This is a genomic window from Achromobacter sp. 18P8.1.1 (assembly GCF_057799415.1).
Window position 1 is genome coordinate 1 of the sequence record NZ_JBYOKH010000064.1, and the last position, 15,355, is coordinate 15,355.

A 15,355-nucleotide genomic window follows, 5' to 3' on the forward strand; every position below is an offset into this window, starting at 1 on the left:
GGGGGGGGGGGGGGGGGGGGGGGGGGGGGGGGGGGGGGGGGGGGGGGGGGCGGGGGCCCCCCCCCCCCCCCCCCCCCCCCACGCCGGCACCGCACGCGCATCGCCTTGGCGCCCGGCGTGCCTGAACGCTTTCACGGCGCCTTCACCGAACGCACCGGCATCGCGTTGCTGGAGGGCTACGGGTCGACCGAAACCAATTTCGCGCTGGGCGGAACCCTGGCCGAGCAACGGGCCGGCACGATGGGCCGCGTCGCGCCGGAATTCGACGCGATGGTGGCCGACGAACACGACGCGCCCGTGCCCGATGGCGAACCCGGGGAATTGCTGCTGCGGGCGACGCCGCCCTTTGCGGTGGCGACCGGCTACTTCGGCATGGACGACAAGACGGTCGAAGCCTGGCGCAACCTGTGGTTCCACACGGGCGACCGCGTGGTCCGCGACGCCGATGGCTACTTTCGTTTCCTGGACCGCATGAAGGACGCGATCCGCCGCCGCGGCGAGAACATCTCGTCCTACGAAGTGGAGCAGGTGCTGCTGGCGCATCCTGCCGTGGCGGTCGTGGCGGTCTACGCGGTGCGTTCCGACCTGGCCGAGGACGAGGTGATGGCGGCCTTGGTCTACAAGCCCGGCCAGTCCTTGACGCACGCGGCCCTGCTGGATTTCTGCCAGCCCCGCATGCCGTATTTCGCGGTGCCGCGTTATCTGCGCGTGCTGGACGATCTGCCGCGCACTGAAAACGGCAAGGTCCGCAAGTTCCGCTTGCGGGAAGAAGGCATCACCGGCGACACCTGGGACCGGGACGCCGCGGGTTATCGCGTGGCGCGATAGCGTGAACCGGCGCTTGCGCGCCATTGAACATTCAAAAATCCAAGGGGCGGCAATGACGATGGCATACAAGGGGGCGGCGTTGTCCGCCGGCGACGAGGCAAAAAGAAAGCGGACCCGGCGCGTAGTGATGGCCTCCGTCGCGGGCAACGCGATGGAGTGGTACGACTTTTTCATCTATGGCACGGCCGCGGCGCTGGTCTTCGGCGAGCTGTTCTTTCCCAAAGGCACCGACCCGCTGCTGGGCACGATGGGCGCGTTCGCCGGTTTTGCCGTGGGCTTCCTGGCGCGCCCACTGGGCGGCGTGATCTTCGGCCACATCGGCGACCGCTACGGCCGCAAGCTCGCGCTGGAATGGACGCTGGGGCTGATGGGGGCGGCCACGTTCCTGATCGGCTTGCTGCCCACTTATGAGCAGGTCGGCTTCTGGGCCCCCGTGGCGATGGTGGTGCTGCGCATGCTGCAAGGCGCAGCCGCCGGGGGCGAGTGGGGCGGCGGCGTGCTGCTCATCAGCGAAGCGGTCGGCGGCAAGCGGCGCGGCTACTTCTCGTCGTTCAGCCAATTGGGCGTGGCAGGCGGCTTCGTGTTGTCGTCGGCGGTCTTCATGCTGGCCCAGCAACTGCCGCAGGAATCGTTCATGAGCTGGGGCTGGCGCCTGCCATTCCTGCTGAGCGTGCTGATCTTCGGCGTGGGCCTGTACATCCGCAAGCACATCCCCGAAAGCGAAGAGTTCGTGCAGGCCAAGAAGACGGCCAAGCGCGGCATGCCGGCCGTGGAAGTCTTTCGCCGCTATCCGCGCCAGGTGCTGACTGCAATGGGCCTGCGCGTGGCCGAGAACGGCGGCTCATACATTTTCCTGGCGTTTGCGCTGGCCTATGGCAAATTCCTGGGCATACCCAATGACGTCATGCTGGGCGGCGTGCTGGCGTCGATGTTCATCGAACTGGGCTCGCTGGTGTGGTTCGGCCACTTGTCCGACCGCATCGGGCGCCGCGCGGTGTACCTGATCGGCTCGGCCGGCCTGGTGCTGGTGGCGTTTCCCTTTTTCTGGCTGGTGCAGACGAAGGAACCCGTATGGATCTTCCTGGCCTTCTTCCTGGGCAACACGGTCTGCCACGCCGCCATGATCGGCACGCAGCCCGCGTACTTCGCTGAACTTTTCCCGGCCGAAGTCCGCTACACGGGTCTGGCGCTGGGGCACGAACTGGCGTCTGTGTTCGCGGGCGGCTTGTCGCCGCTGATCGCCATGGCGCTGCTGCGCAAGTATGAATCGGCCACGCCGGTCGCGTGGTTCCTGGTGGGCATGGCCGCCATCACGGTGATTACCTTGCTGCTGACGCGCGAGCCGCCGCGCGAGGACACGGAATGAGTGGGGACCCTCGCCCGGGCATCGTCAGCGTAGGGGAAACGCCGGCGCTACGGCATCCCGATGCGTCGTGCAGCACCGCCGGCTTGATGGCCGAGGCTATCGGCGATGCCCTGCGCGGCGCCGGATTGACGCCCGCCGACGTGGACGGGCTGGGCGTGGCGTCGTTCACGCTGCGACCGGATCGCGCCATCGATCTGGGCTGGCGGCTGGGCCTGCGGCTGAATTGGTGCATGCAGGACGAAATGGGGGGCGCCAGCGCCATCAATCTGCTGCGGCAGGCGTGGCTGGCGCTGGAAGCCGGCCAGGCCGGGACGATCGTGCTGGTGTCCGGCGACCACTTCACCGGCGCCGACTTCGCCGGGCTGGTGCGTGGCTACAACCGCAGCGCGCAGGAATACCTGAGTCCCTTGGGCTGCGAGGGGCCGAATCCCTTGTTCGCGATGCTGACGCAGCGGCAAATGGCGCGTACCGGCTTGCGCCGCGAAGACTATGGCGCGTTGTGCGTGGCGCAACGGCAATGGGCGGCCGACAATCCGAACGCTGCCTACCGCCAGCCGCTGACCTTGGCCCAATACCTGGATGCGCCGCTTGTCGCGCCGCCGCTGGGCCGGTTGGACTGCGTGCCCGTCGTCAGCGGGGCCAGTGCTTTGGTGCTGCGCGCGCAGCCGCAAGGCGTCAGCGTGCGGCTGATCGCCAGCGACGCTCGCTACAACGACGACCAGCAGGAAGGCGACGGGTTGGCGACCGGTATTGCGGCCTTTGCGCCGGACCTGTGGCGCCGGGCGGGGTTGGGGCCTGAAGACATGGACGTGATCAGCGTGTACGACGACTACCCGGCGATGGCCTTGGCGCAATTGTGCGATCTGGGGTTCGCGCGTGCGGATGACCTGCCTGGCTTCATTGCCCGCCGCATCGCGACAAGGGCGTTGCCCGTCAATACGGCCGGCGGCCAACTGTCTGCGGGACAAGCGGGCACGGCGGGCGGTATGCATGGGTTGGTCGAAGTGTCGCGACAATTGCTGGGGCAGGCGGGGGCGCGCCAGTTGCCCGGACTACGCCACGGCGTTGTGACCGGCTACGGCATGGTGCAATTGCGCTACGGAATGTGCGCCAATGCGGCGGTACTGTCGGCGGAGGGCGCATGAGCATGAACGTTTTTGAATGCCACGCCTGCGGCCACCGGGTGTATCCCGCCAGGCTGTGGTGCCCGGTGTGCGGGCAGGATCAGGCCCAGGCGCGGCAAGTCCCTGTGGAAGCGGGCGAGCTGCTGGCGTGGACCACGATGCCCGCCAAGCCCGGCGAGGCGGCGCCCGCCGTGGTTGCCACCATTCGCGCATTGCCCGACGGCCCGGTCATGGTGGCGCGCCTGGACGCGCCGCCTGCGCACATCGGCCAGCGCCTGCATCTCTTTGAACGGACGATGCAGGGGCTGGCGTTGCCCTGGGCTGGCGCGACGCCGCAATGAGGCTGCGTCAGCCGCCGTCCGCTTTCTGGATGGCTTCCAGGCGTTGAGCCAGCGACGCCGTGGACAGTTCGCCCACGCGCAGGTCGACCAAACGACCCTGAGCGTCCAGGAACAGTGTGGCGGGCAGGCCGCGGTTGCTGAGCTTGCGTGAGGCCTCGCCAGCCGGATCCAGCAGCACATTGCGCAGGGCGGGCGCATGCTGCGCCAGGAATTGCGCGACGTCGGGCGGAGCCTCGCCCTGGTTCAGGAAGACGAAATTCACGTCGGGATTCGCCGCCTGCGCCTTGGCGAAAGCCGGCATTTCGCGCCGGCAGGGCGGGCACCAGCTGGCCCACAGATTGATGACGGTGGGCTTGCCGTGGAACGCGGACAACGCGGCCGGCGCCCCGTCGATGTGCTGCACCGCCAAGGCGGCCAATTCGGGCTGCGCCTGCGGCGTGGGGGCCAGCCAGCGGCCGCCGCCGACCCACACGACACTTGCCAGCGCCACGGCGCCCAGCAGGGCGGCGCGCGGCGCGTGGCGCCGGACTGCGGCGAACAGCACGTAACCCCAAGCGGCGGCAAGACCCGCCAGCCCCGCCCAGCCGCCGTCGCGCAAATCCAATATCTTGATCGGGTCGGGCAGATAGTGCTCGCGGTATTGCCAGACGAAACCCAGCCGGGCGACCAGCAGGCCGACCAGCATCGCGCGCCACAAGGCTGTGCTCAGTGCATTGGCCTCGCTGCGTTGGCGGTTCAACAGGCGCGCCGCCAGCAAGCCGACGGCGGCCGCAACAAGCAGTACGGCGAATTCGGAGGGGATGACCAGGGGGCCGATGCGGATGGCAGGCGTCATGCGCCGGCCTTCGCGGCAGCGGGCGGCTTCAGGCGAAAGCTGACGCCGTGGCGCGTGATCGCCAGGGCCTCAAGGGGCGCGCTGGTGGGTAGCGGCAAGGGGCCCTCGGCACGGAAGCCGTGGCCGTCGATGTCCCGTTGCAGGCGGTCAGAAGTTTCTGTCGTTGCCTCTGTGGCAGCCTGTTCCAAGGCACGGAACAGGGGGGCGTAAGGGGCGAATAGCGGGGTGGGCGCAAAGCTGCCTGACATCAGCGCGTTGGCGCCGGTCTGCACGTCCGCCACGCCGATGGTCTGGCCCTTGCGGTCCTTGATGTTGAATTGCATGCTGGCCTCCCGAGTTAACGGGAAAGCCTAGCATGCCGCGTCAGCGGGCCGCCATTCAACTGGGGATGACGGCCGTCACGTCGATCTCGACCAGCCATTCCGGCCGCGCCAGCGCCGACACCACGATGCCGGTGGACACGGGGAACACGCCCTTGAGCCAGCGGCCCATGACGCGGTAGACGGTTTCGCGGTACCGCACATCGACAAGATAAACCGTCAGCTTGCAGATGTGCGAGAGCTCGCTGCCGCATTCCTCCAGCAGCATGGCGACGTTGGCCATGGCCTTCTCGGCCTGCGCGGCCACGTCGCCAACGCCGACCGATTCGCGGGAATCCAGGTCCTGGCCGATCTGGCCGCGCAGGAACACCAGGTTGCCCGCCACGACGGCCTGGCACAGGTCGTTATCCAGCTGCTGCTCGGGATAGGTGTCGCGGGTATTGAATTTACGAATGCGAGTGTGCGCCATGATGCGTGTCTTGTCGTAAGGCCGGCGCGCCGGGGCGCCGGGCCGGGTCAGTGGGGAAGAATCTTGGAAAGGAAGCGCTGGGCCTGCGGGCTGGCGGCGTCGCGGAAGAAGCGGTCGGTCGGGCTGTCTTCGATGATGGCGCCGTCCTCCATGAAGACCACGCGATTGGCCACGCGGCGGGCAAAGCCCATTTCGTGCGTCACGACCATCATCGTCATGCCTTCTTCGGCCAGCTCCACCATCACGTCCAGCACTTCGTTGACCATTTCAGGGTCCAGCGCCGACGTCGGTTCGTCGAACAGCATGGCCATCGGGTCCATGGACAGCGCCCGGGCGATGGCTACGCGCTGCTGCTGGCCGCCGGACAGTTGGCCGGGATGCTTGTGGGCGTGGGCTGACAAGCCCACGCGTTCCAGCAGCGCGCCGGCCTTGGCCCGCGCGGTGGCGCTGTCGCGTCCCAGCACGATCTCCTGGGCGAGGGTCAGGTTGCGCGTGAGGTCCAGGTGCGGGAACAGCTCGAAATGCTGGAACACCATGCCTACCTTGGTGCGCAGCTTGGGCAGGTCGCGCGACGCGGTGACCGAGTCGCCGTCGATCAGGATGTCGCCTTTCTGGATGGGTTCCAGGGCGTTGACCGTCTTGATCAGGGTGGACTTGCCCGAGCCGGACGGCCCGCAGACCACCACGATCTCGCCCTTGTCCACCCGGGTGGAACATTGCTTGAGCACGTGGTGGCTGCCGTAGTACTTGTCCACCCCGCGGATGTCGATGATGGGTGCGGAGGCGTTCATTTGTCGTAATGTCCCGCGCGGATCGAGGCGCCGATCAGGTTCAGGATCAGACGGCCGGCGGTGATGCAGGAAATCTGGTTCAGGTCCTTTTCCGGTTGGATCTCGACGATGTCCATGCCCACCACGCGGCCCTTGCGCACCAGGCCATGGATCAGCTTGCGGGCCTGGACGAAGGTGACGCCGCCGGGGGCGGGGCCGGCTACGGCGGGCATTGTGGCCGGGTCCATGCCGTCGGCGTCGATGGTCAGGTAGTAGTTGCCGCCGTCGGGAATGCGCTCCAGCACGGCGTCCATGCCCACGTCGTGCAGCTCGTAGGCGGTGACGAGCTCGGCGCCATAGGCGCGGGCGGCTACCAGTTCTTCCGGGCGGCCACTGCCCTGGGCGCGCAGGCCGATCTGGATGATGCGGTCCACGTGCGCCATTTCAGAGGCGCGGCGGATCGGGCTGGACAGCCCGTCGCGCACGCCGTTGACGTCGTCGCGCCAGTCCAGGTGGGCGTCGATGTGCACCAGCGTGATCGGGCCTTTCTGGTCCAGGCCGCGTAGGATGGGCGTGGTGATGCCGTGGTCGCCGCCCAGCACGATGGGCACGGCGCCGGCGGCGGCGATGCGGCGCACGGCAGCTTCGGCGCGGTCGTAGTGTTCCCCGCGCGGCTTGGACAGGTCGGGGACGATGTCGCCGCAATCCACGAAGCGGATGTCCTCGCGGCCTTGCAGCAGCGGACCGTCGATGTCGAAGTCATAGTGGCCGGGGCGGCGCACGACGCGGTCGGTGGCCTGGCGGATGGCGGTGGGCGCATTCGTCTGGTCGTTGCTGAAGTCGGCGGCCGAATACGGCGAACCGTAGGGCATGCCCAGGACCGCGATGTCGGCCTGGAGGTTGTCCAGGTCCAGCGCCAGCGTCGAATACAGCAGGGTGGGGTGGCCGGTGCGAGGGGGGACGGTATAGGTGCTCATGTCTGGGGTTCCTGTTGCAGGGAGGATGAAGGGAGTCAGGCCTGGTGGGTGTTGCGGCGTGCCACGGATTCCAGGCGGCGGCCGATGCCGGCCATCAGCACGCTGCACAGCCAATAGATCAGCGCGGTCGTGCCCAGCACTTCCAGGTACGCGAAGGTGTTGGCGGTCAGCAGATTGCTCTGGTAGGTCATTTCGGGCAGGCTCATCACCGAAAAGATCGCCGAGTCCTTGAACATCATGATGACGAGGCTGGTGGTGGGCGGGATCAGGTAGCCGAAGAGCTGCGGCACGACGATGTGGCGCTGCGTCTGCCAGTACGTCATGCCCAGCGACAGCGACGCGCTGGTCTGCCCGCGCGGCACGCTTTGCAGGGCGGCGCGCAGGATTTCGCAGAAGTAGCCACCCGTGTAGAACGCCGTGCAGCCGATGGCGACCGACATGGCGGAAGCCGGTACGCCCAGCTTGGGCAGCCCGAAGAACGACAGGTAGACGAGGATCAGGTACGGAATGTTGCGTACCAGCTCCACGTAACCCAGTGCAAGCGGGCGCAAGGGCGTGCGCGACTGCGCCGCGTAGGCGGCCAGGCTGCCGATCAGCATGCCCAGCGGAATGCCGATGAGGCTGACCAGCGCCGTGATCCGCAGGCCCTTGAGCAGCACGGGGATGGATTCCCCGACGATGGAGAGATCAATGGGCATGGGGCAGCATCCTCGACACGCGCCGCTCGCACAGCCTTGAGACGGCCGACAGGCAGAACAGAATGATGAAATAGACGACCGCCGTCACTGTGAACACCTGCAGCGGCAGGTCGCTTTGCAACGTGGCGTTGCGCGCAACCGTGGCCAGTTCAGGCACCGCGATGATGGACATCAGCGAGGATGCCTTGAGCAGGATGGTCAGTTCGCTGGTCAGCGGCGGGATGGCGCGGTAGAACACCTGGGGCAGCAGCACATAGCGCCAGATCTGCCGGCGCCGCATCCCCAGGGCGCGGGCCGCGGCCACCTGGCCGCCCGACAGCGTGCCCAGCGCGCCGCGCAGGATTTCCACGATGTAGGCGCTGGTGTTACAGGCCAGCGCGCCGATGCCCGCGGCGATGGGCGACACCGAGATGCCCAGCAGCGGCGGCACCACGTAGTAGGCGATCAGCATGTGGATCAGCGCGGGCGTGCCGCGGATGGCGCTGACCCACAGCATGACCACGCCGCGCAACGGCGCATAGGGCGACATCCGCGCCAGCAGCAGGGCGACGCCCAGCACGATGCCGATGGCGAAGGCCGCCGCCGATGCCGCGATGGTGATGGCCGTGCCCGAGACGACGCCGTGCAGGAACGGCGCCAGCGCGCCGTTTTGATTCAACCAGTCCAGCATGGCGGCGGGCTCAGATGGCGCCGGCAGGCAGGTAGTTGGCGCGCGGGATGTCCATGGGCGCCCCGAACCACTTCTTTTGCAGTTCCAGCAACTGGTTGGACGCGCGCAATTCGTCGAAAGTGTCGTTGACGAACTGGCGGATCTCCAGGTCCTGCGGGTTCGCGACCCATGCCAGCAGCTTGGCCTGGCCGATCTCGCCGGCGATGCGGAAAGCGCCGGGCTGCTTGCGCATCTGGACCGCGGCGATGTTCGACGGCATCAGCGCCACATCCACGGTTTTGTTGGCCAGCGCGTTGGACACGTCCGGATAGGCCTGGAACAGCTTGGTGTCCGCATAGCCCTTGGCGCCGGACTCCTTCAAGCGCTTCTCGAATTCCTCGGCCACCGGCTGCGATGACGATCCCATCTGGGTGCCGATGATCTTGCCCGCGATGTCCTTGTCCTGCTTGATCGAGGCATCGTCCACCCGCACCATCAGCACCGACCGGACCACGCCCACCGGCTGGGTGAAGGCGAAGCGCTTGGCGCGTTCCGGAGTGATGCCCACGCTGGTGGCGACCAGGTCGAACTTGCGCGACATCAGGCCCGGCAATAGCCCCTGGAAGGGCAGGTTCATCTGTTCCAGCTGCACGCCCAGCTTGGCGGCCATCAATTGCAGCACGTCGTGCCCGTAGCCCACGACCTTGCCGTTTTCGACGAATTCGAACGGCTCGTAGGCGGCTTCCGTGCCCACGGTGAGCTTGCCGCGCTTCTTGATGTCGGCCAGCGATCCGCCCTCGGCAAACGAGAGCGCGGGCAGGGCCAACGCCGCCCCGGCGGCGAGGGTGGTCGTGACAAAGCGCCTTCTGGACAGGTTCTGCATGATTTTTCCCTTGAAATATCGTGATGTTTTGGCCGCTGGGCCGGCAGGCCCGGTATGGGCCCGCCGCGGGAATCTGCGCTCCCTGGCCAGCGGTTCCAGAAACTGTATTCCCCTGGATCGGTCATGAAAAATGATTTTTTTAGTGGTATGGTTTCAAAATTCAATACCTTTCAAAACGGAACGACCGTGGCCCGTCCGGAGTTCACCGAGCGCGACTTGCGCTCCCTGCGCATCTTCTGCGCCGTGGCCCAGGCCAACGGCTTTGCCGCGGCGGAAAAGCAGCTGAACATGTCCAAGGCCTCCATCAGCCGCCATGTGCGCGAGGTGGAGGAAACGCTGGGCGTGCGCCTGTGCGACCGCGGGCCGTCGGGCTTCGAGCTGACCCAGGCGGGCAAAGTGGCGCTGGAACTGGCCCGCGACGCCCTGAAATCGCTGGAGCGCATCCGGCCCGAGATCGATGCGGTCCGGGGCGTGCTGTCGGGGACGCTGTCCATCGGCATGGTCGAGCACGTGATTACCGACGCCGACTGCCAGATCCCCCGGGCGTTGAGTGCCATGCGGGAGGCGGCGCCCGACGTCAAGGTGGAACTGACGGTGATGACCTTCAACGATCTGGACCAGGCGCTGCGCGAGCGACGCGTGCAGATTGCGGTGCGGGGCATGTACCGCCGCGAAAGCGGCTTCCATTACCAGCGCCTGTTCGTCGAGCGGCACCGGTTGTTCGTGGCGCGCGGCAGCCTGGAGCGCGCCCGCGACCTGCCGCTGGTGTATCGCTCGCACCCCTTCGTGCACGATGCGCTGGGCTCGTACGGGTTCGCGCGCGGCCCGGACGCCACGGGGCTGGAGGCGATCGCCATGCTGGTGTCGTCAGGCCATTACCTCGGGATGCTGCCCCAGCATTACGCGGATTCGGTGTCCCGACGGCACGCTTTGACGCAGCTGCCCGACGGCCCGGTCTACGAAAACACCATCAGCGCCATCACCGAGGTGTCCCGACCCGGCACCCGTGCCGTGGAACTGTTCCTGCGCCTTCTGGAACGCTTTCATCCCGCCCCATAGCGGGCGCTGCCGCGCGGCCAGGCGGGCGGGCGGCAGCGTACGGACCGGCCCGCCAGGGGCGGGTCGCGCAGTGACGCTAAAATGTCGGCTCGCGGCTGATTGTCCAGCCAATCCGGCTTCTTCATTCCTGCGCCTGGCGCACCCATAACTATGAAAAAACTGACTGCTGTTTTCCTCGTGTCCGCAACCACGATGCTGACCGCTTGCGGCCCCAGCGACAACGCGCCGGCCGCCAGCACGCAAGCGCCGGCCGCCGCCAAGAAGGTCGTGGTGGGCCTGGACGACAATTTCCCGCCCATGGGTTTTCGTGACGCGAGCAACCAGATCGTCGGTTTCGACATCGACATGGCCAAGGAAGCCAGCAAGCGCCTCGGCATCGAAGTCGAATTCAAGCCGATCGACTGGAGCGCCAAGGAAGCCGAACTCAACGGCCGCCGCGTCGACGTGCTGTGGAACGGCCTGACCATCACCGAAGAGCGCAAGAAGAACATCAGCTTCACCGCGCCGTACATGGCCAACCACCAGATCATCATCGTCGGCACCGCGTCGCCGGTGAAGGCAAAGGCCGACCTGGCCGGCAAGACCGTGGGTGCGCAGGACGGCAGCAGCGCCACCGACGCCATCGCCAAGGACCCGGTTGCCGCCCAGATCAAGGAAGTGAAGAAGTTCGGCGACAACGTCACGGCCCTGATGGACCTGGCCGCCGGCCGCCTGGACGCCATCGTCGTGGACGAAGTGGTGGGCCGCTACCTGATCAGCAAGCGCGCAGGCGAATACCGCGTGCTCGAAGAGAACTTCGGCACCGAAGACTACGGCGTCGGCGTGCGCAAGGATGACACCGAACTGCTGGGCAAGCTGGACAAGACGCTGGATTCGATGAAGCAGGACGGCACCGCCGGCCGCATCGCGACCCAGTGGTTCGGCGCCAACATCATCAAGTAATCGGCGTGCGGCGCCCGCGGCCTGCCGGCCCGGGCGCGAGCCCCAAGCCGTCCCGCAGCTCGCTGCCGCGCCCAGGCGCCAGGCGGGCTTGCTCATGAATCTTCTTGCCGCAAGCGGCGCGATCCCACTGAATGGACTACGTACTCTCCCTGTTGGGGCCTATGGCGGAAGGCGCGAAAGTGACCTTGACGCTGTTTTTCATCACCCTGGCCCTGGCCGTGCCCCTGGGGCTGGTGCTGGCGCTTGCGCGGATTTCGAAGTGGCCTCTGCTGAGCAGCCTGGTCAACGGATACATCTGGCTGATGCGCGGCACGCCGCTGATGCTCCAGATGCTGTTCATCTACTTCGCGCTGCCGTTCGTGCCGGTGGTGGGCGTGCGCCTGCCCGATTTTCCAGCGGCCGTCGTGGCGTTTGCGCTGAACTACGCGGCGTACTTCGCCGAGATCTTCCGCGCCGGCATCCAGTCAGTGGACCGGGGCCAGTACGAAGGCAGCAAGGTGCTGGGCATGACCTATCTGCAGACGCTGCGCCGCATCGTCCTGCCGCAGATGGTGCAGCGCGTGCTGCCGCCGATGAGCAACGAGACCATCACGCTGGTGAAGGACACCTCGCTCATCTACGTGCTGGCCTTGAACGACATCCTGCGGACCGCGCGCGGCATCGTGCAGCGCGACTTCACGACCACGCCTTTCCTGGTCGCCGCCGCCTTCTACCTCCTCATGACGCTGGTGTTGACGTGGTTCTTCCAGCACATGGAAAAGCGCTATGCCAAATATGACCAGTAATCCGACGCCCGGCGCCGACGCACACGGCCGCCCCGTCATGATCCAGGCGCGCGGCATCATCAAATCGTTCGGGACCAACCGCGTGCTGGACCAGGTGTCGCTGACGCTGGGCCAGGGCGAGGTCGTGGCGGTGATCGGCCCGTCCGGCTCGGGCAAGAGCACGTTCCTGCGATGCCTGAACCATCTGGAAACCATCGACGAAGGCAGCATCGAGGTCGAAGGCGAGACCATGGCACGCGCCGTCGACGGCGGCCGCAGCCAATACGCCAGCGACGCCGACGTGCGCCGCATCTGCCGCAAGATGGGCATGGTGTTCCAGTCGTTCAACCTGTTCCCGCACATGACGGTGCTGCAGAACATCATCGAAGCGCCGCTGACGGTGAAGGGCATGTCTAAGGCGCAGATCATCCCGAAAGCGGAAGAGCTGCTGCGCAAGGTTGGCCTGCTGAACAAGCGCGACAACTATCCGACGCGCCTGTCGGGCGGTCAGAAGCAGCGCGTGGCGATCGCCCGCGCGCTGGCGATGGAACCCGACATCATGCTGTTCGACGAGCCCACGTCCGCGCTGGACCCCGAACTGACGGGCGAAGTGCTGCGCACGATGAAGCAGCTGGCCGACGAGCGCATGACCATGCTCGTCGTCACGCACGAAATGGGTTTTGCCCGCGAAGTGGCGCACCGCGTCATCTTCATGGACGAAGGCCGCATCGTGGAAGAAGCGCCGTCCGCGGACTTCTTCCGGGCGCCGCAGCAGGCGCGCAGCCGGGAATTCCTGGCGCACATGCTTTGATTCCATAGCCGATACGGTTAGTCATGGCCACAACAGCCCGCCCGAAAGCGGGCTGTTTTGTTTTAGTCTGCCTATCCTGTATCTGGGGCGTAAATCAGACCTTACAGGCGATGTTTTCCTTGGGTCTGTGATATTCTGCCCCGAACCAGAAGATAGATTTTCTAAAGGAAAGCGCTGTGGGTGCCGTACTGCCTTTGCTTGCCTTGCGAGCCTTTACCGAGTCCGCGCGCCTGGGCAGCCTGAAAGCGGCGGCCGAGGCCTTGGGAGTCACCCCCGGCGCCGTCAGCCAGCAGATCCGTTTGCTGGAAGACCGCTTGGGACTGACACTGTTCGTGCGCGAACGGCATGGCGTGCGGCTCACGCCTGCGGGCGCCAGCGCCTATCCGGGCTTGCTGCGCGCCTTTGATCAGATCGAAAAATCGTTGTCGCTGCTGGAGTCCTATTCCGTCCAGCGCACGCTGACCGTCAGCACGGTGCCGTCATTCGCGTCGTCGTGGCTGGTGCCCCGCATCGGCAGATTCTCGACGCTGCATCCCGATATCGAGGTCCGGGTGGAAGCGTCGTCCAAGCTGGTCGACTTCAGGCGCGACCGCATCGACGTCGCGTTGCGCCACGGCCTGGGGCATTACCCCGGCTTGTCGACCTTCAGGCTGATGACGCCTGTACTGTTGCCCGTGGCCAGTCCGGCGCTGCTGGCACAAGGACCGGCCATCAGGTCAGCCGAAGATTGCCTGAAGTACCCGTTGCTGCAGGATTCCGACCGCGCCGATTGGACGCTGTGGCTGCAGGCGCATGGCGTGGACGCCGGGGCCGATGCGCAACGCGGCCCCAGCTTTGAAGACGACCTGCTGTTGCTGCGCGCCGCCGGCACCGGGCAGGGCATCGCGCTGGTGCAAGACACGCACGCCCGGGAAGATCTTGATTCGGGCAGGCTCGTTCTTGCGCTGGACCGGCCCTGGCCCGCGCGCTTCGCGTACTACATCGTCAGCCGGCCGGACGCCGTCGCCCGGCCGGAAGTGCAGGCGTTCATCGATTGGGTGAAGGCCGAAGCGGCGGAGCCGGCGCAGGCCCTGACGCACGAGGGCAGCACCCATGGCTGATAGCGTGCCCGTTCTCCGGCTGCGCGGCGTATACAGCCAGCGCCTGTCCCCGGTCAGCCTGGACCTTGCTGCAGGCGAATGCGCGGCCATCACCGGACCCTCCGGGTCGGGAAAATCGCTGTTGCTGCGCCAGGTCGCGGACCTGGATCCCGGCCACGGTGAAGTCGAACTGGACGGGGCCCGCCGTTCCGCGATGCGCGGATTCGAATGGCGGCGCAAGGTGGTCTATTGCCAGGCCGAAGCGGGTTGGTGGGACGACCAGGTCGCGCCGCACTTCACCGACCGTGCGCAAGCCCAGGCCTTGATGCTGGCGCTGGGCCTGCCCTCCGACAAGCTGGACGCCTTGGTGCACGAGCTTTCCACGGGCGAACGCCAGCGCCTGGGGTTGGCGCGCGCACTGGCGCAGGCGCCGCGCGTGCTGCTGCTGGACGAGCCGACGGCGGCCCTGGACCAGGCGGCGACCGCGCTGGTCGAGGCGGCGATGCAACGCTATCTGGACGGCGGCGCGGCGATCCTGATGGTGACGCATAGCCCCGAGCAGGCGCAGCGTCTGGCGCGTCGGCGCTGGCGGATGGAAGCGGGCAGACTGGAGCCGTTATGGACGTGATCAAGTTGCAGGCGCTGGATCTGGTGATCGCGTCTTGCCTGGTGCTGCTGTGCGCAGCGATTTCCTTTGCGCTGCGGCTGAACCTGCAGCGGCAGGTCTTGTGGGCTGCGGTGCGCACAGTCGTGCAGTTGCTGCTGGTGGGCCATATTTTGCGCGTGGTGTTCGCACACGCCGCGCCGTGGCTGACCGCCCTGGTGGTGGCGGTGATGATGGCGCTGGCCGCGCGCGAGGTGGCGGCCCGGCCCAAGGCGCGGTTGGCCGGGCACGGCAACAGCTGGGTCGGCACATTAGCGGTGGCCGCCACCACGTTGATCACGGCGATGTTCATCTTGAACACCGCCTTGCGCCCGGACCCCTGGTACGACCCCCGTTATGCCATTGCCCTGGTCGGCATCGTGCTGGGCAGCGTGTTGAATGCCGCCAGCCTGGCGCTGGACGGGGTGCTGTCGGGCGTACGCCGGGAAAAGCTGGCGATCGAAGCCCGGCTGTCGCTGGGCGCCACGCCGCATCAGGCGTTTTCTTCCTTGCTGCGCGAATCGGTGCGGCGTGGCATCGTTCCCAGCGTCAATCAGATGTCGGCGGCGGGCATCATCACGCTGCCGGGCATCATGACCGGCCAGATCATCGCGGGCATGGACCCGATCGATGCCGCCAAGTATCAGATCCTACTGATGTTCTTGCTGTGCGGCGCCAGCGGCATGGCGGCAATGGGCGCGGCGTACGGCGCCATGCGACGGCTGACGGACGAGCGCGGACGCTTGCGCCTGGACCGGCTGGCAACGTCGAAATAAGGGCATTTTCCGCCTACGGAG

The 15,355-nt window shown here is 66.8% G+C and carries 18 protein-coding genes and 1 pseudogene; 11 read left to right on the forward strand and 8 right to left on the reverse strand.

The window, feature by feature from the left end; genetic code table 11:
- Positions 1 to 66: 66 nt before the first annotated feature.
- From AC27VE_RS27570 to AC27VE_RS27585, 4 genes and pseudogenes are all read left to right on the forward strand, one after another.
- Positions 67 to 828 (forward strand): annotated as a pseudogene (locus AC27VE_RS27570) (AMP-binding enzyme); the annotation flags it as partial.
- 52 nt (positions 829 to 880) lie between these two features.
- Positions 881 to 2,194, forward strand: coding sequence for an MFS transporter (locus AC27VE_RS27575; RefSeq protein ID WP_006223052.1), 1,314 nt, complete (start codon positions 881 to 883; stop codon positions 2,192 to 2,194).
- Positions 2,191 to 3,339 carry a thiolase family protein gene (locus tag AC27VE_RS27580; protein WP_488705524.1) on the forward strand — a complete coding sequence of 383 codons (1,149 nt, stop codon included), beginning with the start codon at positions 2,191 to 2,193 and terminating at the stop codon, positions 3,337 to 3,339. Before AC27VE_RS27575 ends, AC27VE_RS27580 begins: the two co-directional genes overlap by 4 nt.
- On the forward strand, positions 3,336 to 3,659 hold the full coding sequence (locus tag AC27VE_RS27585) for a Zn-ribbon domain-containing OB-fold protein (RefSeq protein WP_488705525.1): 324 nt from the start codon (positions 3,336 to 3,338) through the stop codon (positions 3,657 to 3,659). Before AC27VE_RS27580 ends, AC27VE_RS27585 begins: the two co-directional genes overlap by 4 nt.
- Positions 3,660 to 3,666: 7 nt before the next feature.
- Here the strand turns inward: AC27VE_RS27585 and AC27VE_RS27590 are convergent, their stop codons facing one another.
- The 8 genes from AC27VE_RS27590 to AC27VE_RS27625 are packed head-to-tail and all read right to left on the reverse strand — an operon-like array spanning position 3,667 to position 9,260.
- Positions 3,667 to 4,494 carry a TlpA family protein disulfide reductase gene (locus tag AC27VE_RS27590; protein WP_488705526.1) on the reverse strand — a complete coding sequence of 276 codons (828 nt, stop codon included), beginning with the start codon at positions 4,492 to 4,494 and terminating at the stop codon, positions 3,667 to 3,669.
- Positions 4,491 to 4,817 (reverse strand): hypothetical protein, encoded by a 327-nt coding sequence (locus AC27VE_RS27595; protein ID WP_488705527.1) that lies wholly within the window; start codon positions 4,815 to 4,817, stop codon positions 4,491 to 4,493. The genes AC27VE_RS27590 and AC27VE_RS27595 overlap by 4 nt, the downstream gene beginning before the upstream one ends.
- Positions 4,818 to 4,872: 55 nt before the next feature.
- Entirely contained in the window at positions 4,873 to 5,283 is a 411-nt protein-coding gene (locus AC27VE_RS27600) for a RidA family protein (protein ID WP_280027656.1), read from the reverse strand.
- A gap of 47 nt (positions 5,284 to 5,330) precedes the next feature.
- The gene (locus tag AC27VE_RS27605) at positions 5,331 to 6,074 is read right to left on the reverse strand and encodes an amino acid ABC transporter ATP-binding protein (protein ID WP_006223046.1); all 744 of its coding nucleotides are present in this window, start codon (positions 6,072 to 6,074) and stop codon (positions 5,331 to 5,333) included.
- Positions 6,071 to 7,030 carry an agmatinase gene (locus AC27VE_RS27610; RefSeq protein WP_488705528.1) on the reverse strand — a complete coding sequence of 320 codons (960 nt, stop codon included), beginning with the start codon at positions 7,028 to 7,030 and terminating at the stop codon, positions 6,071 to 6,073. The genes AC27VE_RS27605 and AC27VE_RS27610 overlap by 4 nt, the downstream gene beginning before the upstream one ends.
- Before the next feature lie 35 nt (positions 7,031 to 7,065).
- Positions 7,066 to 7,728, reverse strand: a complete 663-nt coding sequence (locus AC27VE_RS27615) for an amino acid ABC transporter permease (protein WP_488705529.1) — start codon at positions 7,726 to 7,728, stop codon at positions 7,066 to 7,068.
- On the reverse strand, positions 7,718 to 8,398 hold the full coding sequence (locus tag AC27VE_RS27620; protein WP_006223043.1) for an amino acid ABC transporter permease: 681 nt from the start codon (positions 8,396 to 8,398) through the stop codon (positions 7,718 to 7,720). The genes AC27VE_RS27615 and AC27VE_RS27620 overlap by 11 nt, the downstream gene beginning before the upstream one ends.
- A gap of 10 nt (positions 8,399 to 8,408) precedes the next feature.
- Positions 8,409 to 9,260, reverse strand: coding sequence for a transporter substrate-binding domain-containing protein (locus AC27VE_RS27625; RefSeq protein ID WP_280027661.1), 852 nt, complete (start codon positions 9,258 to 9,260; stop codon positions 8,409 to 8,411).
- A gap of 147 nt (positions 9,261 to 9,407) precedes the next feature.
- On the opposite strand from AC27VE_RS27625, the gene AC27VE_RS27630 reads away from it, so the two are divergent.
- The 7 genes from AC27VE_RS27630 to AC27VE_RS27660 all read left to right on the forward strand — a co-directional run bounded on the left by AC27VE_RS27630 (position 9,408) and on the right by AC27VE_RS27660 (position 15,334).
- On the forward strand, positions 9,408 to 10,319 hold the full coding sequence (locus AC27VE_RS27630) for a LysR family transcriptional regulator (RefSeq protein WP_006223041.1): 912 nt from the start codon (positions 9,408 to 9,410) through the stop codon (positions 10,317 to 10,319).
- Positions 10,320 to 10,469: 150 nt separating this feature from the next.
- A complete protein-coding gene (locus tag AC27VE_RS27635; RefSeq protein ID WP_088588086.1) occupies positions 10,470 to 11,261 on the forward strand; it encodes an amino acid ABC transporter substrate-binding protein in 792 nt (263 codons plus the stop codon).
- Between the two features lie 131 nt (positions 11,262 to 11,392).
- Entirely contained in the window at positions 11,393 to 12,046 is a 654-nt protein-coding gene (locus AC27VE_RS27640; protein WP_006223039.1) for an amino acid ABC transporter permease, read from the forward strand.
- Between the two features lie 37 nt (positions 12,047 to 12,083).
- Entirely contained in the window at positions 12,084 to 12,836 is a 753-nt protein-coding gene (locus AC27VE_RS27645) for an amino acid ABC transporter ATP-binding protein (protein WP_488705541.1), read from the forward strand.
- Positions 12,837 to 13,012: 176 nt separating this feature from the next.
- Positions 13,013 to 13,936, forward strand: a complete 924-nt coding sequence (gcvA, locus tag AC27VE_RS27650; protein WP_488705530.1) for a transcriptional regulator GcvA — start codon at positions 13,013 to 13,015, stop codon at positions 13,934 to 13,936.
- Positions 13,929 to 14,543, forward strand: coding sequence for an ABC transporter ATP-binding protein (locus AC27VE_RS27655; protein ID WP_488705531.1), 615 nt, complete (start codon positions 13,929 to 13,931; stop codon positions 14,541 to 14,543). The genes gcvA and AC27VE_RS27655 overlap by 8 nt, the downstream gene beginning before the upstream one ends.
- Positions 14,534 to 15,334: an ABC transporter permease gene (locus AC27VE_RS27660; protein ID WP_488705532.1), complete on the forward strand. Its 801-nt coding sequence runs from the start codon at positions 14,534 to 14,536 to the stop codon at positions 15,332 to 15,334. Before AC27VE_RS27655 ends, AC27VE_RS27660 begins: the two co-directional genes overlap by 10 nt.
- Positions 15,335 to 15,355 lie beyond the last annotated feature (21 nt).